Genomic DNA, 23,087 nt, shown 5'->3' on the forward strand with positions numbered 1-23,087 from the left:
CCAGCCTAGTCTCCGGCGGATCGCAAGGGGAGGTGAGGGCATGAACCGGCTCGACATGCAGGGGCGCGTGGCGGTGGTCACGGGCGGGGCGCGCGGCATCGGCCTCGCCATCGCCGAGCGTTGCGCCGCCAGCGGCGCCAGGGTCTCGATCTGGGACACCGACCTCGGGGAGGCGCGCCAGGTCGCGGAACGGCTGGGCGGTTTCGCGGCGGGGGTGGATGTCGCGGACAGCGCCGCCATCGGCGCGGCGCTGGCGGGCACGGAAGCGGCGCTCGGGCCGGTGGATATCCTGGTCGCCAATGCCGGCATCACCGGGCCGAATGGCCTGGTGGAGGACTATCCCGTCGAGGCCTGGCGTCGGGTGATCGAGGTGGATCTCACCGGCGTGTTCCTCTGCTGCCGCGCCGTGGTGCCGGGGATGCGGGCGCGCAATTACGGCCGCATCGTCAATATCGCCTCCATCGCGGGCAAGGAGGGCAACCCGAATGCCGCCGCCTATTCCGCGGCCAAGGCGGGGGTGATCGGCTTCACCAAATCCCTCGGCAAGGAACTGGCGGCCACCGCGGTGCGGGTGAATTGCGTGACCCCGGCGGCGGCGGCGACCGACATCTTCAAGCAGATGACCGAGCAGCAGATCGCCTACATGCTCAGCAAGATCCCCGCCGGGCGCTTCGCCGCGGTGGAGGAGATCGCCGCCCTGGTCTGCTGGCTGGCCACCGAGGAGTGCAGCTTCTCGACCGGCGGCGTCTTCGACGTTTCGGGCGGCCGCGCGACCTATTAGCGGGTCAGTCTGCCGCCGCACGCTCCCGCAGGATGCCGAGCGCCCGGCGGAAGGCCAGCGCCATGCGCTCCGGCGGCATGGCGCCGGAGAACAGCACATGCCCCTCCAGCGCGAAGCTCGGCACGCCGGAAATCCCGGCGCGGCGGAAGCCGAGATCCTCCTGCCGGACCTCCGCCTCGCCGGCATCGCTGGCGAGGTGTGCCACGACTGCCGCGGCCTCCATCCCGGCCCCGGCGGCGACCTCGGCCAGCACCGCCCGGCTGCCGATATCCTGCCCCTCCTGGAAATAGGCGCGGAACAGCGCCTCCACCACCGCGCCCTGCCGGGCGGGGCCAGCCTCGCCGGCCAGGCGGATCAGCCGGTGCGCATCCAGGGTATTCGGTGTCCGCAGCATCCGGTCATGGCGGAATTCCAGCCCGGCGGCGGCGCCGGCCTCGGCCACCTGCGCGTCCAGCTCGCGCGAGCGTTCCAGGCTGCCGAATTTCTCGGCGCGGTAGGCGCTGCGCTCCACGCCTTCGCGCGGCATGTCGGGGTTGAGCTGGAAGGGGCGCCAATGCACCGTGAAGTGCTCGCCCTCCTCGGCGAGTTGCGCCAGCGCGGCGTCCAGGTTGCGCTTGCCGATCCAGCACCACGGGCAGATGGCGTCGGAGACGATGTCGAGGCGGGACCCTGCGCCTGTGGAAACTCCATCATCCATGGTGTGACTCCTCGCTTTGCCTAGAGGTCGTGCCCCGGGGTGGCGCGCGCAAGCCCGCCGAACAGGTCCAGCATCCGGCTGCGCCACTCGGCCACCGGGTCATCGGCGGCCAGCAGCGGGAAGGGGCTGCAGACACGGGCCCATTGGAAGGCGCCGAAGACGATGTAGTCGGCGTAATTCGGCGCCTCGCCACCTAGCCATGGCTGCGCCCGGAGCGTCAGGCGAAGCGGCAGCAGGTCCCGGCGGAAGCCCTCCACGCTGCGCTCGCGCTCCGCCACCACCTGTTCCAGCGTCATGCCGAAACGGCGCTCGCGGCTTTCGCGGAAATAGGCCTGGTCGGCGGGGGCGAGGAGGGAGGCGATATCCGCCACCACCAGCCGTGCCACGCCGGGATGCAGCACGCCATCCGCCCAACTGTTCAGGAAGCGTGCCATGGCGCGCCCGCCGGCGCCGCCGAAGAGCAAGGGGCGGTTCGGGTATTCCTCCTCCAGCCAGCAGGCGATGGCCCAGGAATCATGGACCACCCTGCCGTCATCCACTAGCACCGGCACCAGCCCCTGGCCGGAGAGGGCGATCTTCTCCTTCTCGGTGAAGTGCCAGGGGATGGTCTCCACCGCCAGCCCCTTATGGGCCAGCGCCAGGCGGCTGCGCCAGCAAAAGGGGCTGAAGCGGCGCTCCGGGTCGGCGCCGGCCAGGTCGTAGAGAATGCGGCTCATGCGGGCTGGTCCCTCCCGGCGCCAGTCTCGCCCGCCCGTTCGCGGCTGACCAGGGCGGGAAAGCCTTGCCGCCGGCGCCGGGCGCTGCGCAGTGAAGAGCGGCGCAGGGGAGTGGAGTGCGGGCCATGCGGACAGAGGTGGGCATCGTGGGCGCTGGGCCGGCCGGGCTGCTGCTGGCGCATCTTCTGCACCTGGCCGGCATCGACACCGTGGTGCTGGAGGCGCGCTCCCGCCAGCATGTCGAGGAGCGTATCCGGGCCGGGCTGCTGGAGCAGGGCACGGTCGATATCCTCACCGAAGCCGGCCTCGGCGACCGCCTGCACCGGGAGGGGCTGCGGCATGACGGGCTGGAGCTGCGCTTCGACGGCACCGGCCACCGGATCGACCTGCATGGCCTCACCGGCAAGCGGGTGACGATCTATGGCCAGCAGGAGGTGGTGAAGGATCTCATCGCCGCCCGCCTCGCCCAGGGGCAGCCGATCCTGTTCGAGGTCGCGGATACGGCGGTGCACGACCTCGACACCACCCGCCCGCGCATTACCTTCCGCCATGAAGGCCGGGACCAGGCGCTGGACTGCGACCTCATCGCCGGCTGCGACGGGTTCCACGGCATCTGCCGCGCCGCCATCCCGACCGGCCTGCTGACCGTGTTCGAGCGGGTCTATCCCTTCGCCTGGCTCGGCATCCTCGCCGCCGCGCCGCCGCCCTCGCATGAGCTGATCTATGCCCGGCACGAGCGCGGCTTCGCCCTGGCCACCATGCGCTCGCCCAGCCTCTCCCGCCTCTATCTGCAATGCGCGCCGGATGAGGATGCCCATGCCTGGTCCGATGACCGGATCTGGGCGGAGCTGCATGCGCGGCTGGCGCTGCACGGCGCCGCCAGCCAGCTCCGCGAAGGCACGATCCTGCAACGCGGCGTCACCGCCATGCGGAGCTTCGTGGTGGAGCCGATGCGGCACGGCCGGCTGTTCCTGGCCGGGGACGCCGCGCATATCGTGCCGCCCACCGGCGCCAAGGGAATGAACCTGGCGGTGGCGGATGTGCGGGTGCTGGCGCGGGCGATCGAGGCTTTCCAGCGTGGCCGGAACATGGCGCTGCTTGATGCCTGGTCCGCCACGGCGCTCGCGCGCATCTGGAAGGCGCAGCGCTTCTCCTGGTGGATGACCTCCCTGCTGCACCGCTTCGACGATGCCGATCCCTTCGAGCACCGGTTGCGCCTGGCGGAGTTGGACTATGTCTGCCACTCCCGCGCCGGGGCGATGAGCCTGGCCGAGAACTATGTCGGTCTGCCGCTGGACTAGACCACAGTCTTCCAGACTGTGGTCCAGCCTTTACAGGTGCGGCCAACTTTACCGTGCCGGCTGGAAACGCTCGCGTTTCCAGCCGGCACGGCGTTGGACTTGCCGCGACAGCCGCCACATCCTGCGTGCCGCAAAGGGAAGGGACCGCCATGGCCGACGACACGCCGCTGCTGGTCACGCGCGAGGGGCCCGTGGTCCGCGCCGTGATGAACCGGCCGGAGCGCCGCAACGCGCTCAGCACCGCTATGGGCCAGGCCTGGGACGCGCTGCTGGTCGATCTGCGCCAGGACCGCACCGCCCGGGTGCTGGTGATCTCCGGCGCCGGCGGGCATTTCTGCGCCGGGCTCGACCTAACCGAGGTCGCCTCCGATGCGACGCCGGAGGAGAGGCTGGCCCGCCAGCAGGCGCGCAACCACCGCACCGGCGCGCGCTTCGCCGATATCGCCGGGCTGCCGCAGGTAGTGATCGCGGCGATCGAGGGCAGCGCCCATGCCGGCGGCCTCGGCTTCCTGTGCAGCGCCGATATCGCCTTCGCCACGGCGGATGCACGTTTCGCGGCGCCCGAGGTGCGGCGCGGCCTGGTGCCGGCGCAGATCCTGCCTTGGCTCGCCCGCCGTATGGGCCGCGCCGCCGCCACGCGGCTGGTGCTGGAGGCGCGGGTGATCGAGGCCGGGGAGGCCGCCCGCATCGGCCTAGTGCATGAACTGGTGCTGGATGCCGCGGCGCTGGCAGCGCTGGTGGCGACCACGGTGGCGCATGTGCTGGAAGGCGCGCCGGGTGCGCTGGCGGAGACCAAGCTCCTGTTGGCGGCGCTCGGCCCGATCTCGCCCGAAGGCTATGCGGAAGCCGGCGCCGCCGCCTTCGCCCGTACCGCCACGAGCGAGGAAGCGGCGGAGGGGATCGCTGCCTTCCAGGCCCGGCGGAAGCCGCGCTGGGTGGCGGGGTAGGGGGCTCTACCCCTTCGTCTCGTCGTAGTAGTGCGTCTCCAGCAGCAGGCAGCCCGTCTCGCTGCGGAAAGGGCCATGCGGGACGCCGGGCGGGCGGCAGGCATAGGCCCGGCCGGTGAAGCGCTCGCCGCCCCGGCCCGAGGCGTCGTTGCCGACGATCAGGTCGCCGGAGACCAGCCACACCTCCTCCCAGTAGTCATGCACGAAGGGGGTGGTGGTGAAGCGGCCGGGGGCGAAGCGCAGCAGCCGGGTGCGGTGACCGCGCCGGCCGGCCTCGTCGAGGAAGCCGGCCAGGACCTTCTGCTCGATCCCCTCGGGATAGCCGCCGGGATTGTGCCAGCCGCTGTCGAGGTCGGGGGCGTGGGATTCCAGGTGTTCCTTCTCGATCGGCATGGCTGCTACCCCTGGTCCGGCAGGAAGCGGGCAGTATAGGCGTGGCGGATGGTCTCGCCGCGCACCGGGTCGTGCAGCGAGAGGCGGAAGGCGGCGCGCGGGCGGATGCCGCCGATCACCGGCAAGGTGCCGCCGAACATCAGCGTATCCGGACCGATGCGGTGGCCGGCCGCCTCATAGGCGCGCAGCAGGTCGCGCGGGTCGCGCATGGCGGCGACGCTGCCGCGCTGATAGGCGGTGAAGCCGGCGCCGTCATCCACCTCGCTCAGGATCTCGAGCTGGTCCCAGTGGTCCGCCACTTCCTCGAAGCGCCAGAGCACGGGGGCCACCGGCTTCGGGCACATCTGCTTGGAGACGGTGATGGAATAGGCTTCCACCTTGCGGTCGGTATGGTCGGAACCGGCGCCGACCCACCAGCCGTCCTCGCGCAGCAGCAGGAAGAACTCCGCCTCGCCGCTGCTCCCGGCGCCGAGGCAGTCGATCTCGGGCGCGGTGGTCAGCAGCGCGGCACCGGCGCGGTAGAAGCAGGGCACCGAGGCCGGCGGCGCGACGCCGAGCGCTGCCAGCTCCTCGATATGCTCCTGCACCTTGTGGCTGTCGCGCCCGGTCCAGCCGGCGATGACGAGGTCGCGCACCGGCACGCTGCGGCGCTCGGCGCCGGCCCGGCTGCGGAATTCGAAGCTCAGCATGTGCATCTGCGGCCCCCCCTAATCGGCCCTGGCGCCGGAGGCGCGAATGATGGCCTGCATGCGCGTGGTCTCCGCGGCGATGAAACGGGCGAACTCCGCGCCGCCACGGGCGCGGGGGATGCTGCCCGTCTCGACGATGCGGGCACTGACGGCAGGGTCGACGATGGCCTCCATTGCCTCCTGCTCCAGCCGCGCCAGGATGGGGCCTGGCGTGCCGCTCGGCGCCAGCAGGCCGAACCAGCCGACGGTGGTGACATCCACCCCCGCCTCGCGCAGCGTCGGCAGCGCGGCGAAGACCGGCACCCGCTCCTCGCCGGTGACGGCGAGCGCCTTCATCCTGCCGCTGCGCGCCAATTCCGCGACGGCGGAGATGGACTGGAACAGCACATGCACCCGCCCCTCCATCAGGTCGGTATTGACCTGGGCCGGGTCGCGATAGGGAACATGCTGCATCTGCGTGCCCGTCAGCATGTTGAACTGCACGCCGGCCAGGTGCTGCGAGGTGCCATTGCCGATCGAGCCGAAATTCACCGCCGTGCCGCGCGGCTTCGCCCAGGCCAGGAATTCCGGCACGGTCGAGACCGGCAGACCGGGCGGCACCACCATCAGGTTCGGCACCAGCGCCAGCAGGCTGATGGGCGCGAAGTCCTGGTCGGGATCATAGGGCAGGCTGCGGAACAGGAAGCGGTTCACCGCGAGCGTGCCGACCGCGGCAAGCGTCAGGGTATATCCATCGGGTGCCGCCCGCGCGCCGGCCTCGGTGCCGAGATTGCCGCCGGCGCCGGAGCGGTTCTCCACCACCACCGGCTGGCCGAGCGAGCGCCCCATGCGCTCCCCCACCACGCGGCCCAGGAAGTCGCTGGCGCCGCCGGGCGGATAGGGGACGATCAGGCGGACCGGGCGGCTGGGCCAGGCCTCCTGCGCCCGGAGCGCGGGGGCGGCAAGCAGGGCGGTGGCGCCCAGCGCCAGGCGGCGGGTGAGGGGCATCAGGCGATCTCCTCGGCGCGGCGCAGGCTGGCGATCATGGAAATGCCCGTGAGGTATGCATGCGCCTTCACCGGGTCGGCGGCGGCCTCGCGCATGCGGTCGCGGAAGGCCCGCTGCGCCTCGGGCTCCTTGGCTTCCAGGTTCTGCTTGTTGGCGATGGTCTGGCGCTGCACATGCTCCACCGTCACGCCGCGGCGCTGCCGGTCGTAGTGGTCGAGCAGCGAATCGGGCGCACCATCCTGGATCACCTGGGCGAGCTTGCCGGCCAGGTTCACCGCGTCATGCACGCCGCCATTCAGCCCCATGCCGCCGAGCGGGTTGTTGATATGCGCCGCATCGCCGGCCAGCAGCACGCGGCCCTGGCGGAAGCTTTGCGCCACGCGCTGATGCACGCGGTAGAGCGTGCGGTGGCGAATTTCATAGCCGCCGCGCCCCTCGATGATGCGCGCCATACGCGCCGCGGCGAAGGCATCGGAGGCGATCTCAGCCTCGCTGACCTCCGCCGCCACCGGGAACATGGCGCGCCAGAGACCGGGGACGCGCAGCAGGAAGAACCATTCCTCCGGATCGGCATAATAGGTGACATCGGCGAGGCCAGGGATCGCATCGGCGAATTCGAAGGGGGTGGAGAGCACCAGAAAGCGCTCCGGCCAGGTGAAGCCCTCGAACTCGATGCCCGTCGCGCGCCGCACCGCGCTGCGCGCGCCATCGGCGCCGATCAGCCAACTGCCCTCAAGCTGCTCGCCATTCTCCAGCGCCACGCGGACGCCCTCGCCGAGATCGGTGCAGCCCTCCACACGGGCGCCGTAGCGCAGGGTGAAGCCGGGCTCGCCTTCCAGCAGGTCGGCCAGGATGCGGGTCAGCTTGGAATTGTTCCACCTGCACCCGGAAGGGATGGCGCGTGAGGTCGGCGATCCGGCCGAAATCGAACTCGGCGATCAGACTATGGTCGCGGTTGCGGTATTGCAGCCTGGGCGCGACCAGCCCCTGGGCGATCATCGGCCGCGCGGCGCCGAGCGCATCCAGCATGTCGAGCGTCGGCGCATGGAAGGTGGAGGCGCGCAGCTCGATGGGCAGCGCCGGTTCCGCCTCCAGCACCGTCACCGGAATGCCGCGCCGCACCAGCGCCGCCGCGGCGACCAGCCCGACCGGCCCGGCCCCCGCCACCAGGACCGGCTGCATCAACGGCACCGCGGCGGGCAGGGGCGCGCGGCCGGCCGCCGGGCCTGCCCCCGGCATGGGTCTGCTGTGAAAGGGGCGCTCTCGCGTGGCATGCGGCCATCCTTCGGACTGTGCCGGTGGCGGATCACGCCATCCCGGCTGGCCTGGCGCGGCACAGCGACTACCCGGGGCGGGATGGCCGGGCAGCTTAACGACCGGGCCGCGGCGCCGGCAACCCGGCCCGGCTTGCCATCGCCCGCGGAGGCGGCGAAACATCCCCCGGCAACGGGAGGGAAGTGCGATGGCGGAAATGGTGGGGTTCATCGGCCTCGGCATGATGGGGCTGCCAATGGCGCGCTGCCTCCTGCGGCGGGGCCGCTCCCTGGCCGCCTGCGACCCCTCCGCCACGGCGCGGGAGGCGCTGGCCGAGGGCGCGGCGCCTGGCAGCCTGCGCTTCGTGGGCACCCCTGCCGAGGTGGCGGAAGCCTGCGACATCATCGTCACCATGCTGCCGGACAGCCGCGCCGTGGCGCAGGTGATGGAGGGGCCCGGCGGCCTGCTCGCGGTGCTGCGGCCGGGGCAACTGGTCATCGACATGGGCTCCTCCCTGCCCGCCGAGACGCGGCGCCTGGCGGCCGCGGCGGCCGGGCGCGGCGCGGCGCTGGTGGATGCGCCGGTCTCCGGCAGCGTGGTGAAGGCCAAGGCAGGGACGCTGGCCATCATGGTCGGCGGCAATGACGCGGCCTATGCCAAGGCCGAGCCGGTGCTGCGCGACATGGGCGAGACGCTGATCCGCACCGGCGCCACCGGCAGCGCCCATGCCATGAAGGCGCTCAACAACTACGTCTATGCCGCCGGCCTGCTGGCGACGGCGGAGGCGCTGCGCATGGCGGAGCGGCTGGAGCTCGACCTCGGCATCCTGGCGGATGTGCTGAACGCCTCCTCCGGCCGCAACATCGCCACCGAGACCAAGGTGAAGCAGGAGATCCTGCCCGGCCGCTACCAGGGCGGCTTCCAGCTCGGGCTGATGCGGAAGGACCTGGAAACCGCCGGGGCCATCGCCGAGGAAACGGGCTTCGACGCGCAGGCGCTGGCACTCTGCCGCGCCTTGTGGAACGAGGCGGTCGCGGCGCTTGGACCCAAGGCCGACAATACCGAGATCCACCGCTTCCTCGGTGGCCGGGAAGGGACGAGCCGATGACCAGCCTCACCCGCCGCGTGGCCCTTGCCGCGCCGCTCCTGCTCCCCGCCCTGGGCGCGCGTGCCCAGGCGAACTGGCCCGACCGGCCGATCCGCCTGGTGGTGGCCTTTCCGGCCGGCAGCGTGACGGACACGCTGATGCGCCACCTGTCCGAGCCGCTCTCGCGCGAACTCGGCCAGCCGGTGATCGTGGACAACCGCCCCGGCGGCAATGGCGTGGTCGGCACCGAATCCGCGGCGCGGGCGCCGGCGGATGGCCTGACCTGGTGCGTGCTCAGCGTCACCAATGGCGCGCTGAACACCTACCTGATCCGCCGCCTGCCCTATGACCCGCTGCGTGATTTCGCACCGATCGGCTTCGTCTCGGAGACCGCCTATATCCTGGTCGTGCCGGCGAACCATCCGGCGCGCGACCTGCGCGGGCTGATCGAGCTGGCGAAGCGGCGGCCGGGGGAGCTGACCTACAGCCACGGCAATTCCAGCGCCCATATCGCCTCCGCTACCCTGGCGCGCATGGCGGGGGTGGAGATGGAGGCGGTGCCCTATCGCGGCGGGCCGGAGGCGCTGACCGATGTGATCGCCGGGCGCATCGACAGCACCTTCACCGATTTCGCCGCGGGCATGCCGCAGATCAGGGAAGGCAAGGTGCGGGCGCTTGGCGTCACCCTGCCCGAAGCCTTCTCGCTGGCGCCCGAGATCCCGCCGGTCAGCGCGGTGCTGCCGGGCTATGGCTTCTCCTTCTGGTTCGGCATGGCGGCGCCCGCCGGCACGCCGGCGCCGGTGATCGCGCGGGCCAATGCGGCGCTCAACAAGGTGCTGCAACTGCCGGAACTGGGCGAGCGCCTGGCCCGGCTCGGCTATGCGCCGCGCGGCAGTGAGCCGGCCTATTTCCGCAGCTTCCTGCAGGAGCAGATCGAGACGCTGACGGCGCGGGCGAAGGAGGCGGGGCTGGAGCCGGGCTGAGCGGCCCGATGACCGCAGGGCCGCATGGCCCGGAGGTCTGAATCGGTCCGCAAGATACAAGCCGCCCGGGCCTCAATCCGGCTTGATACCGGCGCTGGCGATGACCACGCGCCAGCGTTCCAGCTCGCCGCGGATCATCGCGGTATAGTCCGCGGGGCCGAGCGTCCCGGGCACCACGCCGATGGCGGCGAAGCGCTCGCGCAGCCGTGGCGCCGTGAGCGCCATGGTGATCTCCAGCCGCCAGCGCTCGGCGATCGGCGCCGGGATGCCGGCAGCGGCGGAGAAGCCGAACCAGTTGGTGGATTGCGCGGCGGCGAAGCCGGCTTCGGCGAAGTTCGGCACCTCGGGCGTCGCGGCATCCCGCGCCGCCTCGCTGGTGGCGAGGGCGCGCAGCCGGCCGGCGCGGATATGCGGCAGGGCGATCGGCAGGCTTTCCATGATGGCCGGGATCTGCCCGCCCATCGCATCCGCCAGGGCCGGCGCCGAGCCGCGATAGGGCACATGGGTCAGTTCGATGCCCGCGGCACGGGCCAGCATTGCCCGACCAGATGGTTCATCGTGCCATTGCCGCCCGAACCGTAGGACAGCCCGCCGGGCCGCCCGCGGGCGAAGGCGATGAACTCCGCCAGGGTCTGCGCCGGCACGCCGGGATTGACCGCGAGAACGCTGGCGAAGGTGCCGATCAGCGCGATATGGGTGAAATCCGCCAGCGCGTCATAGGGCATGTTCGGGTAGAGCACCGGGCCGATGCCATGCGAGGCGGCGCTCGAGATCATCACCATATGGGCGTCGCCGTGCGCCTTGGCGAGCAGGTCGCTGCCCACCAGCCCGCCGGCGCCCGGCCGGTTCTCGATGACGATGGGTTGGCCGAGCCTGGTGCCGATCTGCTCGCCCAGCGTGCGGGAGAGCGTGTCCGCCGCGCCGCCGGGCGGGAAATTCACGACCCAGCGGATCGGCCGCTCGGGCCAGACGGCCTGCGCCCGCGCGTCGAGGGAGGGCAGGGCAAGGCCACCCAGCAGCAGGCGGCGGGGCAGGGCGGTGCTGCGTTTCATGGCGCGGTCTCCTTGCTGCCGCCCGCGTGCCAGCCGGCTCACCCGAACATCGCCACGGCGCGGATCGGGCTCGCGGTGCCGCCGCGGATTTTCAGCGGGAAGCCGATGAAGGTGAAGCGGCCACGGCCGACCAGGCTGTGCAGGTTGGCCAGGCATTCCATATGCGTGATGCCGCGCTCGGCGCAGGCCATATGCGCCTGGAAATTCGGCTCGCCCTCCGGTGCCGGGCTGATCGCCTCCACGCCGAACATGCCGATGCCGCGATCCGCCAGCCAACGCACGCTCTCCAGCGCCAGGCCGGGGAAGTCGTGCAGGTAGCCGGGCTTGCCGAGCAGCCGCTCATTCACCGCCATCCAGAGCAGCACGGTATCGCGTGGCCGGATCTCCTGGCCGGATTCCGCCAGCGCCGCCTCCATCTCGCGCACGGTGATGGCGTGCTTCAGGGGCACATGCGACAGGTCGAGGCAGATGGCAGACGTATAGAAATCCGCCAGCGGTACCTGGTCGATGGAGGCGGCGCCGGGGCGCGGGTCGAAATGCACGGGCGCATCCACATGCGTGCCGGCATGGTCGCTCATCGAAAGGAACAGCACCTTGCTGGTGAAGGTTGTATTGCCGGCCTGCTTCTTCTCCGCATGGTCGTTCCAGACCGTCGTCACGACGGGCGGGTGGCTGGGATGGGTCTGGGTGCGGTGGAAGATCTCGCGCGAGAGATCAACGGATCCGGGCATGGCGGCGTTCTCCGTCCGGCGGGCTTGGCGCGGCGATGATAGGCCGCAGCGGCGGCGGCGGAACAGCCGCGGCCGGGCCTCGCGCCGGACTTGCTGCCGCCGGGCCTGCCGATTATGCGAAGGCCCAGCCACCCCGGGAGAAGCCCAATGCGCCGCCGCCGCCTGCTGACCGCTGCACCCGCCCTGCTGCTGGCGCCCGCTGCCCTGGGGCAGGGGACCGATGGCTGGGTGCCGGCCCGCCCGATCAGCATCATCGTGCCCTTCGCCGCCGGTGGCCCGACCGACCTCATTGCCCGGCTGATCGCCGAGGCCATGGCCAAGGACCTCGGCCAGAGCGTGGTTGTCGAGAACGTGACAGGCGGCGGCGGCACCATCGCCGCGGCCCGGGTCGCCCAGGCGCGGCCGGACGGCACCACGCTGCTGATCCACCATATCGGCCATGCCGCGGCGGCGACGCTCTATCGCCGGCTGCCCTATGACGTGCAGGAGAGCTTCACGCCGCTCGGCTTGGTGAGCGAGGTGGCGATGACCATCGTCGGCCGACCCGACTTCCCCGCCAATACCATGCAGGAATTGCTGGCCGAGATCCGCCGGCGCGGCGATGCGCTCAACCTTGGCCATGCCGGGCTCGGCAGTTCCAACCAGCTCTGTGGCATGCTGCTGCAGGCGAAGGCCGGCACGGCGATGACCGGCGTGGTGTTCCGTGGCGCGGCGCCGGCCAATACCGAGCTCATGGCCGGGCGGCTCGACCTCTCCTGCGACCAGGCGACCAATACCGTCCCCTTCCTGCGCGACCATCGCATGAAGGGCTTCGCGGTAACGGCGGCAAGGCGAGTGCCCGGGATCGAGGATGTGCCGACCGCGGCGGAAGGCGGCCTGCCGGATTTCGAAATCAGCGTCTGGCACGCGCTGTATGGGCCGAAGGGCCTGCCGGACGAGATCACCGCCCGCCTCTCGCGCGCCATCCAGGCGGCAATGAAGGACGAAAAGCTGCGCACCCGCTATGCCGAGCTGGTGACGGATATCCCGGCGCCGGAGAAGGTGACGCCGGACTACCACCGCCGCTTCCTGGCGCAGGAGGTCGCGCGCTGGCGGCCGCTGATCCAGGCGGCGGGGCAATACGCCGACTGACGCTGCGGGGAGGGCGCCGGCCAGCGCCCTCCCTGCACGCTCAGGCGTTGGCGCCGGACAGCGCCGCGATCACCGCATCCTTCACCTGCGCCGTGGTGGCGCTGCCGCCGAGGTCGGGCGTCAGCACCTGGCCGCGGGCTGTCACCGCCTCCACCGCCGCCATCAGCCGCTGCGCCGCGCGCGCCTCGCCCAGGTGCTCCAGCAGCATGGCGCCGGTCCAGAAGCAGCCGAGCGGGTTGGCGATCCCCTTGCCGGTGATGTCGAAGGCGCTGCCATGGATCGGCTCGAACATCGAGGGCCGCTGGCGCGAGGGGTCGATATTGCCTGTCGCGCCGATGCCGAGGCTGCCGGCCAGCGCGCTGGCGAGATCCGACAGGATATCGGCATGCAGGTTGGTGGCGACGACCGTGTCGATGCTCTCCGGCTTCATCACCATGCGCGCGGTCATGGCATCGACCAGCATCTTGTCCACGGTGAGGTCCGGGTATTGCGCGGTGACACTGGCGCAGACCTCGTCCCACATCACCATGCCATGGCGCTGCGCATTGGACTTGGTGACGACGGTGAGCAGCCTGCGCGGCCGCGCCATCGCCACCTCGCAGGCATGGCGGCAGATGCGCTCCACACCGGCGCGGGTGAAGACCGCGACATCCATCGCCACCTCGATCGGCAGGCCGCGATGCGCGCGGCCGCCGACGCCCGCGTATTCGCCCTCGGAATTCTCCCGCACGATCACCCAGTCGATGCCCCGCCCAAGCTCCTCCCGCAGCGGGCCGGTGACGCCGGGCAGCAGCCGGGTCGGGCGGACATTGGCGTATTGGTCGAAGCCCTGGCAGATCGCCAGACGCAATTCCCCAGAGCGTGACATGGTCGGGGATTTCAGGGTCGCCGACCGCGCCGAAATAGATGGCGTCGAAGCCCTCAAGCTGCCGCAGCCCGTCCTCCGGCATCATGCGGCCGGTGCGGCGATAGAGGTCGCTGCCCCAGTCGAAATCCTGGAAGTCGCAGGCGAAGCCGCCATCCGCCGCGGCGGCGGCCTCCAGCACCCGGCAGCCGGCGGCGACGACCTCCGGCCCGATCCCGTCCCCGCCGATCGCGGCGATCTTCAATCTGCGCATGGTGTCCTCCCGCAATGCCAGCCGGGCTTTAGCAATGCGGGGCTAACGCCGGAAGCGCAGATCCAGCCCCCGCGCCCGCCAGCCCGCCTCGATGGCATCGAGATCCACCATGCCGGAGGGGTCGGCCCTGCGGGGCTGGTTCTGCAGCCCCGGCTCCCGCTCCCGCCGCCAGATCCCGAGCAGGCGGCGCAATTCGGCCAGAGGCGCCGCATGGTCGTCCACGCGGAGGTTGATGTCCGGGAAGTCCTCGGTGGTGGTCAGCATCAGCGCGGCGGATTGGCGGCCGCGCCGGTCGCCCCCGGCGGCCTCCCCGGCATCCAGCGCCGCCAGCAGCCGTTCCGGCAGGGGCAGGTCGGCCCGCGCCAGCCAGGTGGCGGTGGTCTCCGCCAGCACCGCCGGGCCGGCGAGCATGTTGCCGGCGACGGAAAAGCCCTCGCCCGGCCTCTCGCCGCACCATTCCACGCAATTGGCGCCGGTCCAGGCGGCGCTGCGGCCCTGCCGGTCCACCGCATGCACCTGGCGGATGCCGCGCCCCTCATCCCCGGCCAGCGCCCCCTCGATCGCCGCGGCGGGGGCCAGGCCGCGCGCCATGGCATCCAGGATGGCGGGGCCAAGATAGCGGTTGGTCATGGACTGGGTGGAAACGGCGCCGACCCCGGCGCGCAGGTAGGGGCAGCTTGCGCCCACCGCGAAGGCGCAGGTGGTGACGGCGACGGCGAAGGCGCCCGTCGCGGGATCATGGGCGGTGATGGACCAGGTCATGCGGCCTCCCCAGGGCAGGGGCGGCAGCATAGACCGGATGGCCGGGGCGTCACGCTCCCGGCAGCAGGGCGGTTGCGCCCCGGCCGTGGGGAGGCCGTTGCGCCGGGGCGCGGGCGGCGGCAGGTTGCGTCGGAGCGCCAGGAACAGGGAGGCCACCATGCCGCAGGATTCAGGACCCGCATTCGGCCGCCGCAGCGCCGGCGCGCTCGGCCTCGCCGCTGCGCTCGGCCTGGCGCGCACCGCCCGGGCGCAGTCCTGGCCGGACCGGCCGGTGCGGCTGGTGGTGCCCTTCGGGGCCGGCGGCGCGGTGGATACCCTCTCGCGCACCGTCGCCAATGCCTTCCCGGGCCAGACGGGCGGCCAGACCCTGGTGGTGGAGAACCGGGCCGGCGCCGGCGGCACCATTGCCGGCGCCGCGGTGGCGCAGGCAAGGCCGGATGGCGGCACCCTGATGATGGCCGATCTCGGCGCCAATGCCATCGCGCAGGAGCTGATGCGCGGCCTGTCCTACGACCCGCTGCGCGCCTTCCAGCCGATCTGCCACCTGGTCAACCTGCCCCTGGTGCTGGTGGTGCCCGCCGCCAGCCCGGCGCAGGACGTGGCCGGGCTGCTGCGCATGGCGAAGGAGCAGCCGGAGATGCCCTATGCGCATCCCGGCATCGGCTATGTCGGGCACCTGGCGCAGGAGCTCATGCTGCGCGAGGCGGGCGTGCGGATGACCCCGGTGCCCTATCGCAGCGGCGCCGAGGTGGTGCGCAGCCTGGTGGCGAACGACACGACCTGTTCCTTCATCACGGTCTCCACCTCGCTGCCCTTCGTCCGCGAGGGCAAGCTGCGGGCACTGGCGGTGGCGGGCAAGGCGCCGGTGGCGGCGCTGCCCGGGGTGCCGGTCATGGCCGCCACCCTGCCGGGCTTCGAGGCGCAGGTCTGGCACGGCATCGTCGCCCCGGCCGGGCTGCCGGCGGAGATCGTGGCGGCCACCAACCGGGTGTTCAATGCCGTGCTGCGCCAGCCCGAGGTCAGGCGCGCGGTGGAACAGGTCCAGGCCGGCGATGTGGTCGGCGGCACGCCGGAGGAATTCGGCGCCTTCATCCGCGCCGAGGCCGAGCGCTGGGTGCCGGTGATCCGCGCCGCCGGCCTTCGTACCGAATAGAGGAAGCTGCCCGATGAGCGATGTGAAGCCACCGCCCCCCGCCCGGCCTGCCGCCACCGTGCTGCTGCTGCGCGATGGCGAGGCGGGGCTTGAGGTCTTTATGGTGGTGCGCCACCGGGCGATCGAGTTCGCCTCCGGCGCGCTGGTCTTCCCCGGCGGCCGGGTGGAGGAGGGCGACCGCGCCATCGCCGCCGCCACCGCCTCTGGCGCGCCGCTCGGCGATTTCCGCATCGCCGCCATCCGCGAAACCTTCGAGGAATGCGGCGTGCTGCTGGCGCGGCCGGTTGGCGCCGAGCCGCTGCTGGATGGCGGCAGGCTGGCGGTGATCGAGGCGGCGCACCGGGCGGCGCTGAACCGCGGCGAACTCGCCTGGGACCATCTGCTGGCCACCGAGGCGCTGGTCCCGGCCGCGGATGCGCTGGTGCATTTCGCCCATTGGGTGACGCCCGCCAGCCGGCCCAAGCGTTTCGACACGCAATTCTTCCTGGCCGCCGCGCCGCCCGACCAGCTTGCGGTGCATGACGGCGGCGAATCCGTGGACAGTGTCTGGATTCGCCCGGCCCAGGCGGTGGCGGAAACCGATGCTGGGCTCCGCAAGCTGGTCTTCGCGACCCGGAAGAACCTGGAGAAGCTGGCGCGCTTCGCCTCCGTGGCCGAGGCGATGGAAGCCGCCGCCGCGGTGCGGGTGGTGATGGTGCAGCCCGAGATGATCCGCACCGAGGCCGGCTGGCGCCTACGAATCCCCCTCGCGGCCGATTACGGCGGCGATACCTTCGAGGTGCTGGACGCGCCGGCGATGTAGCCGCCGCCCCGCCGTCAGAGTTGCGATTCGATCGGCAGCGCCCGCGCCAGGAAGGCCATGGCGCGCCGCCGCAGCGAGGCATCGGGCTCGCCATGCCAGACCCGCTCGGTGCCGCCCGAACGTTCCGTCCAGGTCAGGCGGCCATGCGCATCGAGCTGCACCCGGTAGCTCCGCGCCGGATCGGCCAGCCGGCCGAGTCGGCGCCGAGCCGGCGGCCGAGTTCCGGGTGCCGGACGAAGCCGCCCATTTCGGTGTTCAGCTTCGCCGAGCGCGGATCGAGGTTGAAGGAGCCGACGAAGATCAGCCCACCGTCCACCACGAAAGCCTTGGTATGCAGGCTCGCGCCGCGGGAGCCGAGCACGCCGCGCCCTTTCTCCCCGCCGCGCTTCAGCTCCCAGAGCTCCGCCCCGGCTTCCAGCAGCCGGTGGCGGTAGCGGGCATAGCCGCCATGCACCGCGGCGACATCGGTCGCGGCCAGGGAATTCGTCACCACCGCAACCCGCACGCCGCGGCGGAGCAGGCCGGTCAGCAGCGCCATGCCACGCTCGCCCGGCACGAAATAGGGCGAGATCAGCAGGGCTTCGTGCTGTGCCGTGGCCAGCGCGGCATCCACCGCCTCCGCCACCCCGTCCAGCGGTGCGCCGGTCGCCTTGGCGGGTGGGTCGGCCAGGATCTCCATCGTATCGGCCGCCACCAGCACATGCTTGCCGGCCAGGATGCGGCCGAGCACCGGCGCGCGGCGCAGCCTTTCGCGGAAGGGGCGCGCCGCCGGCGCCGCCGCCCGCCGCTCCAGCAGGCGACGCAGCGCGGGCAGCTTGCGGGCCGGCTTGCTGGCGGTAGGGTATCGGGCGACCGGGGTCGATAGCGGGGCCTGCCAATAGGTCTCGAAAATCGCCGAAGCCTGGGCCGCGGCCTCGCCGGCCACGAAGAGGTCGAGGTCGCGGAAATTGAATTCGCCGGACGCGTCGAAATACTCGTCGCCGATGTTGCGGCCGCCGACCAGCGCCAGGCCGCCATCGGCGATCCAGGCCTTGTTGTGCATCCGCCGGTTCAGCCGGAACCCGCCGAGCAGCATCTCCAGCATGAAGCCGAACCGCCCCCAGGACCGCAGGCGAGTGGCGTTGAACAGCCGCACCTCGATCGAGGGATGCTTGGCCAGGATCGCCAGCGTCCGGTCGGCGCCGACGACATAGATATCGTCCAGCAGCAGACGCACCCGCACGCCACGGTCCGCGGCCAGCAGCGCCTCGCGGGCCAGCAGCCTGCCGGTCAGGTCGCCGCGCCAGATGTAGTATTGCAGGTCGAGGCTGCGGCAGGCGCCCCGGGCGGCCAGGGCCCGCAGCGCAAAGGCGTCAAGCCCGTCTGAAACCAGCCCGGCCAAGCTCCTGGCATCGGCCAGGCCGCGCAGCGGATCGGGGCTGCCCGCCGCCGGCCTGGCTGGCGCGGTGGTGCTCACGGGAGCATCACCCCTGCCTTGCCGGCCTCCATGATCCCGGCCCATGCACCGTCCAAGCCGCCAGTCCTCCACTTCGTCCCGGCCGCAGGCCGGAGGGTGGGACGCTGCGGCCGGGATGCCTCAGGCTAAGAGCGGAACGGCGGGGCCACGGTTCCTTCAGGCCGCCGCCGCCAGGGGTTCCTCCAGCATCTGTGCGCCGGCGGACAGGTTAATTCGTGCCTTGAGCGGCAGGTGGTCGGAGGCGATGCGCGCCAGCGGCGTGTCATGCACCTCGACCCTTTCGACCACGCCATGCGGCCAGCCCAGGATGCGGTCCAGCGCCAGCACCGGCAGCCGCGCCGGAAAGCTCGCCGGGCTGAAGCGGGCCGGGCCGAAGACCGGCTCCAGCCGGCGCAGCGGCTCGGCCCGCGGCCGCCATTCGTTGAGGTCGCCGAGCAGCAGGGTGGGCATGGTCTCGCCCTCGGCGATGGCCTCCAGGATCATCGCCACCTGGCGCGCCCGGCAGCGCCTGAGCAGGCCGAGATGCGCGGCCACGGCCCGGATCGGGCCGCCCGGCAGGCGGGATTCGGCCAGGACGGCGCCGCGCGGTTCGGCGCCGGGCAGGGTCAGGCGGCGCACCCGCGTCAGGCTGCCCTCCCGCACCAGGACCGCATTGCCGTGCCAGCCCAAACCGTCCGGGATATCCGAGACGGGCAGGGGCACTAGGCCGGTTTCCCGTTTCAGCGCCGCGATGTCGATCAGGCCGGTTCGCCGCCCGAAGCGCCGGTCGGCCTCCTGCAGCGCGACCAGGTCGGCACCGATCTCGGCAAGCACCGCCGCCACCCGGTCCGGCCGGAACCGCCCGTCCGCGCCCACGCATTTATGGACGTTGTAGGAGGCCGCCAGGATGCCGCTGCCCGGATTTTCCACGGCCGGCGCCGGCTGGGCCGGCACGGGGGCCTGCGGCAGGGCACCATGATGCACCGCGATCGAAGGGGCGCGCCGATACGCCGCGCGGCCATGGCTGTGGTGCGACCCGGAGGGCGCATGCCCGGAAGGCGCATGCGGTGTGCGGCGGTGCATCGAGGGGCGTGACCTGTCGGTAGTGGCGGAAGGGAGAATACAGCTAAACCCTGCGGCTGCTTCATCCAAGTGGCCCGTGCGGGGCAGCAATCAACCGCCCCGAGGCCGCTCCGGTTCCCTGGGCTGGGCCGGAACAGGCCGGGATGGCCGGCGTTGCCTCCCGGCGACCCCTGCCTTCGGGTCGCAACCGGAACCAAGGATCGCCCCATGCGTATCGCCGAGGTCATGACCGGCCATGTCGCCTTCATCCCGCCCGAGGCCGCGGTGCAGGAAGCCGCCGTCATGATGGGCGAGCTCGATATCGGCGGCTTGCCGGTCGGTGCCGAGGACGACCTCATCGGCATCGTGACCGATCGCGACATCCTCTACCGCCTGGTCGCCCGTGGCCGCGACCCGGCGCGGACCCGCGTGAGGGAGGTGATGACCAGCCCGGTCATCGCCTGCGCCCCGGACGACACGGTGGAGGCGGTGATGGACCTGATGGCGGCGCAGCATATCCGGCGCGCGCCGGTGTGCGAGGCCGCCGGCCGGGTCCTGGGCTGGATCACCCTCGCGGATCTGTCGCGCCGGTTGCTGCTGGAGGACCCGGCGCTGCAGGACCGGCTCCGCCAGCTCACCGAGGCGCCGGGCTGACCCTTGCCGCCCGGCCCGGCACCATCCGGCCGCCATGGCGGCGATGCAGCGCGGTGGTGACCGCCGCGGGCAGGCCGAGCCGGGCCGCCAGGTAATCGAGCCAGGCACGGTTGACCCGGCTGCGGTGGCCAAGGGCGATCAGCGAGGCTGCATAGGCATGCGCGCCCAGCCGCGCCTCCTGCACTTCCCGCAGCAAGGCGGAGAGCGGCGCGGGACTGGCGAGCGCCTCCGGCAGCAGGTGGAGCTCCGCCTCGCCGGCCCCCGCATTGGCGAGCGCATCCCCGATGCGCTCCGGCGTCACGGCCTTGCCATCCGCCAGGGCGGCGGCCACGGCCATCTGCACCAGCAGCCAGCGGCTCCTTGCATCGAGCCGGGTGAAGTCCAGGGTCAGGGGAAACAGCGCGCGCTGGCGGTCCCGCAGCCAGCTTTCCAGCAGCTTGAGCGCGAGTCTTTCCGACAGGAGGCGGCGCGGCTCCTGCGCCAGCCTTTGCCGCCGGTGGGCGTCCGAGGGTGCCGCCTCGGTCGCGGGCGGCTCCGCGGAGTCCGGCTCGGCGGAGCCCGGCCGGGCATCCCCGCCCGGTCCGGATTGGAGCAGGCGCTCCAGGAACTGCCGCGCACCCATCGTCGGGGCCTCCCCCCTGTTGCGGCCACTGGCAAACCCGTCGCCGGGCGGGTGAACGGCGGGGCGGCAGCGGCGTTCCCGCGTGGCACCGCAGGATCGCGGGCTGGCGTCGCCCATCCCGGGCTGCCTGCCATCGGCCGCGGACCAGATGCAAGGAAACCTCCCCATGATTCCGCGGCGCAACTCTCCTCCTCGCGGTCCGGGGGCAGGATGAGCCTCGACCAGGGCTTCGCCTTCGGCATCATCGGCGTCACGGTGGTGCTCTTTGTCTGGGGCAGGCTGCGCTACGACCTGGTGGCCCTGCTGGCGCTGCTCGCCGGGGTCGTCACCGGCGTGGTGCCGGCGGACCGGGCCTTCACGGGGTTCAGCGACGACGTGGTCGTCATCGTCGCGGCGGCGCTGCTGGTCAGCGCGGCGGTGGCGAAATCGGGCGCGGTGGAGACGCTGATGCGCCCGGTGCTGCCCTATCTCGGCACGGTGCGCAGCCAGGTGCCGGTCCTGGCGGCGGCGGTGATGCTGGCCTCGGTCTTCACCAAGAACATCGGCGCGCTGGCGATCTTCCTGCCGGTGGCGCTGCAACTGGCGCGCCGCACCGGCACCTCGCCCTCCAGCCTGCTGATGCCGATGGCCTTCGCCTCCCTGATCGGCGGGCTCATCACCATGATCGGCACCTCGCCCAACATCATCGTCTCCCGCGTCCGGGAGGAGCTGACCGGCCAGCCCTTCGGCATGTTCGACTATACGCCGGTCGGCCTCGGCATCGCGCTCTCCGGCCTGGTCTTCCTGGCCTTCGGCTGGCGCCTGCTGCCAAGGGGCCGCCAAGCCGCGGCCTCGATGGACAGCGCCATCAACATTGAGGCCTACATGACCGAGGCGCGGCTACCCCCGGACTCGCCCGTGATCGGCCAGACGGTGGCGGAGCTGGAGGCGCTGGGGGAGGGGCGGGTCACCGTCGCCACCATCATCCGCGAACGCTTCCGCCGCTACGTCCCGGCACCGGACTGGCCGCTGCGGGAAGACGACGTGCTGCTGCTGGAGGGCGAACCGGAGGATCTGGAGCGCATCGTCGCCCGCGCCGGGCTCCGCCTCGCCGGCGAGACGCGGCAGCAGGCGGAGGCCCCGCCCGAGGATGTCGGCGTGGTCGAGGCGGTGGTGACGGGTGATTCCCCCCTGGTCGGCACCACCCCCGGCCAGGCGAGGCTGCGGCAGCGTTTCGAGGTCAGCCTGCTGGCGGTGAGCCGCCGCGGCCAGCGCATCGCGCAGCGCCTGAACGCGGTGCTCTTCCAGCCCGGGGACGTGCTGATCCTGAAGGGCCCCGAGGCGGCGCTGCCGGAAGCGCTCGGTGGGCTGCGCGTGCTGCCGCTGACCGAGCGCAGCATCCCGCTCGGCCGCAGCCGGCGGAGCTGGGTGCCGATCGGCGTGCTCGGCATCGCGATGGGGCTGGTGGCCTTCCATCTGGTGCCGGTGGCAGTGGCATTCTTCGGCGCCTCGGTGGTGCTGCTGCTGTTCCGCGCCCTGACCATGCCGGAAGCCTATGGCGCGATGGAATGGCCGGTGCTGATCCTGCTCGGCGCCCTGATTCCGGTTTCCGAGGCGATCCGCACCACGGGCGGCGCGGACCTGATCGCCGGCTGGCTTTCGGGCGCGGTGGAATTGGTGCCGCCGCTGGTGGCGCTGGCGCTCATCATGGTGCTTGCCATGGCGGTGACGCCCTTCCTGAACAACGCCGCGACCGTGCTGATGCTGGGGCCGATCGCGGCGAGCCTGGCGCAGCGGGTTGGCCTCAACCCCGACCCCTTCCTGATGGCGGTGGCGATCGGCGCCGCCTGCGACTTCCTGACGCCGATCGGCCACCAGTGCAACACGCTGGTGCTGGGGCCGGGCGGCTACCGCTTCGGCGACTACTGGCGCCTCGGCCTGCCGCTCTCCTGCATCGTGCTGCTGGTGGGCGTGCCGCTCATCGCCCTGTTCTGGCCGCTGGCGGGGCGCTGAGCCGCCCGGTTCAGCACCCCTTCAGTGCTCAGTGCGCTCCTCGATCGCGCCGCGGCGCTTCAGTTCCTCGACGATGCGGATGCCGTGGCGGCCCTCCGTATCGGCCGGGGTCGGCATGGCCAATTGGTCGATCCCGTCGCCGCCCTCGGCATCCTCCGCCCGGTCGAGTTCGAGCAGCAGGGCCTCGCTGGAGGCGTGGCGGACCAGCGCCTCGGCTTCGTCCAGGGTGGTGTCGGGGTCGGTCAACTGCTCATGCAGCGCATCCGCCTCCTGGATCCATTCGCCGTAATCCTCGGGGGTTTCGGCGTGGAACCCCTCGGGCACGATCTCGACCGTGCCATTCGAGAAGCGGATCTCATCGGCCTCGAACAGGGTGCCGAGGTCGCTGCGGTTGCGCAGCAGCACGCGCAGCAAGCCGCGATCCTTCAACTCCGCCAGCACGCCCACGGCATGGGCGACCAGCAACTCATCCTGCAGATCGGCCAGTTCATCGGCGCTCGGCAGGGCGGACAGGCTCTCCTCCGGGCCGGGTGGCCGGTGGCCATTGTTTTCGTCGTCGCTCATGGGAACTCCTGCGATGCGATGTGGGGGGGCCGTCCCGGGCGCGGCAGCCCATGGCACAGGGGGCCTATGAAGGCCGTCCTGGCCGATCCTGCAAGCCATCCTTCCGCCGGCATCCCTCGCACGATCCCGCGCGCCGGGGAACCGGGCTGGTCCCGGAAAGGCAGGATGCAATCG

General features: G+C 71.9%; 26 protein-coding genes and 1 pseudogene. 10 read left to right on the forward strand and 17 right to left on the reverse strand.

What is annotated here, in order from left to right; translation table 11 throughout:
• The first annotated feature begins 40 nt into the window (after positions 1–40).
• Positions 41–781, forward strand: coding sequence for an SDR family NAD(P)-dependent oxidoreductase (locus tag KSF81_RS14840; RefSeq protein ID WP_217379657.1), 741 nt, complete (start codon positions 41–43; stop codon positions 779–781).
• Positions 782–785: 4 nt separating this feature from the next.
• Here KSF81_RS14840 and KSF81_RS14845 read toward each other — a convergent pair whose 3' ends face one another.
• Both KSF81_RS14845 and KSF81_RS14850 read right to left on the reverse strand, forming a co-directional pair.
• Complete coding sequence (locus KSF81_RS14845) at positions 786–1,478, reverse strand: DsbA family oxidoreductase (RefSeq protein ID WP_217379658.1); 693 nt, start codon at positions 1,476–1,478, stop codon at positions 786–788.
• A 20-nt stretch (positions 1,479–1,498) separates the two neighbouring features.
• Positions 1,499–2,194: a glutathione S-transferase family protein gene (locus KSF81_RS14850; protein ID WP_217379659.1), complete on the reverse strand. Its 696-nt coding sequence runs from the start codon at positions 2,192–2,194 to the stop codon at positions 1,499–1,501.
• A gap of 125 nt (positions 2,195–2,319) precedes the next feature.
• On the opposite strand from KSF81_RS14850, the gene pobA reads away from it, so the two are divergent.
• Both pobA and KSF81_RS14860 read left to right on the forward strand, forming a co-directional pair.
• Positions 2,320–3,495: a 4-hydroxybenzoate 3-monooxygenase gene (gene pobA, locus KSF81_RS14855; RefSeq protein WP_217379660.1), complete on the forward strand. Its 1,176-nt coding sequence runs from the start codon at positions 2,320–2,322 to the stop codon at positions 3,493–3,495.
• A 149-nt stretch (positions 3,496–3,644) separates the two neighbouring features.
• Positions 3,645–4,442: an enoyl-CoA hydratase/isomerase family protein gene (locus tag KSF81_RS14860; RefSeq protein ID WP_217379661.1), complete on the forward strand. Its 798-nt coding sequence runs from the start codon at positions 3,645–3,647 to the stop codon at positions 4,440–4,442.
• 6 nt (positions 4,443–4,448) lie between these two features.
• Here the strand turns inward: KSF81_RS14860 and KSF81_RS14865 are convergent, their stop codons facing one another.
• Genes KSF81_RS14865 through KSF81_RS14885 form a run of 5 tightly spaced genes read right to left on the reverse strand, consistent with a single transcriptional unit; the run spans position 4,449 to position 7,750 of the window.
• Positions 4,449–4,835: a hypothetical protein gene (locus tag KSF81_RS14865; protein WP_217379662.1), complete on the reverse strand. Its 387-nt coding sequence runs from the start codon at positions 4,833–4,835 to the stop codon at positions 4,449–4,451.
• Between the two features lie 5 nt (positions 4,836–4,840).
• A complete protein-coding gene (locus KSF81_RS14870) occupies positions 4,841–5,524 on the reverse strand; it encodes a DUF2848 domain-containing protein (RefSeq protein WP_254453538.1) in 684 nt (227 codons plus the stop codon).
• An 18-nt stretch (positions 5,525–5,542) separates the two neighbouring features.
• Positions 5,543–6,511 carry a tripartite tricarboxylate transporter substrate binding protein gene (locus tag KSF81_RS14875; RefSeq protein ID WP_217379664.1) on the reverse strand — a complete coding sequence of 323 codons (969 nt, stop codon included), beginning with the start codon at positions 6,509–6,511 and terminating at the stop codon, positions 5,543–5,545.
• Positions 6,511–7,362 carry an FAD-dependent monooxygenase gene (locus tag KSF81_RS14880; RefSeq protein WP_309139722.1) on the reverse strand — a complete coding sequence of 284 codons (852 nt, stop codon included), beginning with the start codon at positions 7,360–7,362 and terminating at the stop codon, positions 6,511–6,513. Before KSF81_RS14880 ends, KSF81_RS14875 begins: the two co-directional genes overlap by 1 nt.
• Positions 7,244–7,750, reverse strand: a complete 507-nt coding sequence (locus KSF81_RS14885; RefSeq protein ID WP_217379666.1) for an NAD(P)/FAD-dependent oxidoreductase — start codon at positions 7,748–7,750, stop codon at positions 7,244–7,246. The genes KSF81_RS14880 and KSF81_RS14885 overlap by 119 nt, the downstream gene beginning before the upstream one ends.
• A gap of 223 nt (positions 7,751–7,973) precedes the next feature.
• On the opposite strand from KSF81_RS14885, the gene KSF81_RS14890 reads away from it, so the two are divergent.
• Positions 7,974–8,873, forward strand: coding sequence for an NAD(P)-dependent oxidoreductase (locus KSF81_RS14890; protein ID WP_217379667.1), 900 nt, complete (start codon positions 7,974–7,976; stop codon positions 8,871–8,873).
• Entirely contained in the window at positions 8,870–9,835 is a 966-nt protein-coding gene (locus KSF81_RS14895) for a tripartite tricarboxylate transporter substrate binding protein (RefSeq protein WP_217379668.1), read from the forward strand. The genes KSF81_RS14890 and KSF81_RS14895 overlap by 4 nt, the downstream gene beginning before the upstream one ends.
• A gap of 72 nt (positions 9,836–9,907) precedes the next feature.
• Here KSF81_RS14895 and KSF81_RS32165 read toward each other — a convergent pair whose 3' ends face one another.
• The 3 genes from KSF81_RS32165 to KSF81_RS14910 are packed head-to-tail and all read right to left on the reverse strand — an operon-like array spanning position 9,908 to position 11,618.
• Positions 9,908–10,372 (reverse strand): tripartite tricarboxylate transporter substrate-binding protein, encoded by a 465-nt coding sequence (locus tag KSF81_RS32165; protein ID WP_217379669.1) that lies wholly within the window; start codon positions 10,370–10,372, stop codon positions 9,908–9,910.
• Positions 10,342–10,887, reverse strand: coding sequence for a tripartite tricarboxylate transporter substrate-binding protein (locus KSF81_RS32170; protein ID WP_217379670.1), 546 nt, complete (start codon positions 10,885–10,887; stop codon positions 10,342–10,344). Before KSF81_RS32170 ends, KSF81_RS32165 begins: the two co-directional genes overlap by 31 nt.
• 38 nt (positions 10,888–10,925) lie before the next feature.
• Positions 10,926–11,618 (reverse strand): cyclase family protein, encoded by a 693-nt coding sequence (locus KSF81_RS14910; RefSeq protein ID WP_217379671.1) that lies wholly within the window; start codon positions 11,616–11,618, stop codon positions 10,926–10,928.
• 147 nt (positions 11,619–11,765) lie between these two features.
• Here KSF81_RS14910 and KSF81_RS14915 point away from each other — a divergent pair, with 147 nt between their 5' ends.
• Complete coding sequence (locus tag KSF81_RS14915) at positions 11,766–12,749, forward strand: tripartite tricarboxylate transporter substrate-binding protein (protein ID WP_217379672.1); 984 nt, start codon at positions 11,766–11,768, stop codon at positions 12,747–12,749.
• Positions 12,750–12,789: 40 nt separating this feature from the next.
• Here the strand turns inward: KSF81_RS14915 and KSF81_RS14920 are convergent.
• Together KSF81_RS14920 and KSF81_RS14925 are read right to left on the reverse strand one after the other, a co-directional pair.
• A pseudogene (locus KSF81_RS14920) lies at positions 12,790–13,867 on the reverse strand (tartrate dehydrogenase).
• Between the two features lie 42 nt (positions 13,868–13,909).
• On the reverse strand, positions 13,910–14,629 hold the full coding sequence (locus KSF81_RS14925) for a DUF1028 domain-containing protein (RefSeq protein ID WP_217379673.1): 720 nt from the start codon (positions 14,627–14,629) through the stop codon (positions 13,910–13,912).
• Between the two features lie 157 nt (positions 14,630–14,786).
• Between KSF81_RS14925 and KSF81_RS14930 the strand changes: the two genes are divergently transcribed.
• Positions 14,787–15,782: a tripartite tricarboxylate transporter substrate binding protein gene (locus KSF81_RS14930; protein ID WP_217379674.1), complete on the forward strand. Its 996-nt coding sequence runs from the start codon at positions 14,787–14,789 to the stop codon at positions 15,780–15,782.
• 13 nt (positions 15,783–15,795) lie between these two features.
• Positions 15,796–16,584 (forward strand): NUDIX hydrolase, encoded by a 789-nt coding sequence (locus tag KSF81_RS14935; protein ID WP_217379675.1) that lies wholly within the window; start codon positions 15,796–15,798, stop codon positions 16,582–16,584.
• Between the two features lie 14 nt (positions 16,585–16,598).
• On the opposite strand, the gene KSF81_RS14940 is transcribed toward KSF81_RS14935, so the two are convergent.
• The 3 genes from KSF81_RS14940 to KSF81_RS14950 form a co-directional block, all read right to left on the reverse strand.
• On the reverse strand, positions 16,599–16,745 hold the full coding sequence (locus tag KSF81_RS14940; RefSeq protein WP_217379676.1) for a hypothetical protein: 147 nt from the start codon (positions 16,743–16,745) through the stop codon (positions 16,599–16,601).
• Positions 16,718–18,040, reverse strand: a complete 1,323-nt coding sequence (locus KSF81_RS14945; protein ID WP_217379677.1) for a phospholipase D family protein — start codon at positions 18,038–18,040, stop codon at positions 16,718–16,720. Before KSF81_RS14945 ends, KSF81_RS14940 begins: the two co-directional genes overlap by 28 nt.
• A gap of 156 nt (positions 18,041–18,196) precedes the next feature.
• Positions 18,197–18,973, reverse strand: a complete 777-nt coding sequence (locus KSF81_RS14950) for an endonuclease/exonuclease/phosphatase family protein (protein ID WP_309139567.1) — start codon at positions 18,971–18,973, stop codon at positions 18,197–18,199.
• A gap of 336 nt (positions 18,974–19,309) precedes the next feature.
• On the opposite strand from KSF81_RS14950, the gene KSF81_RS14955 reads away from it, so the two are divergent.
• Positions 19,310–19,735 (forward strand): CBS domain-containing protein, encoded by a 426-nt coding sequence (locus KSF81_RS14955; RefSeq protein ID WP_254453540.1) that lies wholly within the window; start codon positions 19,310–19,312, stop codon positions 19,733–19,735.
• Here KSF81_RS14955 and KSF81_RS14960 read toward each other — a convergent pair.
• Positions 19,716–20,357: a DUF533 domain-containing protein gene (locus tag KSF81_RS14960; RefSeq protein WP_217379679.1), complete on the reverse strand. Its 642-nt coding sequence runs from the start codon at positions 20,355–20,357 to the stop codon at positions 19,716–19,718. The genes KSF81_RS14955 and KSF81_RS14960 overlap by 20 nt on opposite strands.
• Before the next feature lie 210 nt (positions 20,358–20,567).
• On the opposite strand from KSF81_RS14960, the gene KSF81_RS14965 reads away from it, so the two are divergent.
• Positions 20,568–22,349 carry an SLC13 family permease gene (locus KSF81_RS14965; protein ID WP_217379680.1) on the forward strand — a complete coding sequence of 594 codons (1,782 nt, stop codon included), beginning with the start codon at positions 20,568–20,570 and terminating at the stop codon, positions 22,347–22,349.
• Positions 22,350–22,370: 21 nt separating this feature from the next.
• Here the strand turns inward: KSF81_RS14965 and KSF81_RS14970 are convergent, their stop codons facing one another.
• On the reverse strand, positions 22,371–22,913 hold the full coding sequence (locus KSF81_RS14970) for a hypothetical protein (RefSeq protein WP_217379681.1): 543 nt from the start codon (positions 22,911–22,913) through the stop codon (positions 22,371–22,373).
• Positions 22,914–23,087 lie beyond the last annotated feature (174 nt).

Source organism: Siccirubricoccus sp. G192 (genome assembly GCF_019084075.1).
Classification (GTDB): Bacteria; Pseudomonadota; Alphaproteobacteria; order Acetobacterales; family Acetobacteraceae; genus G192.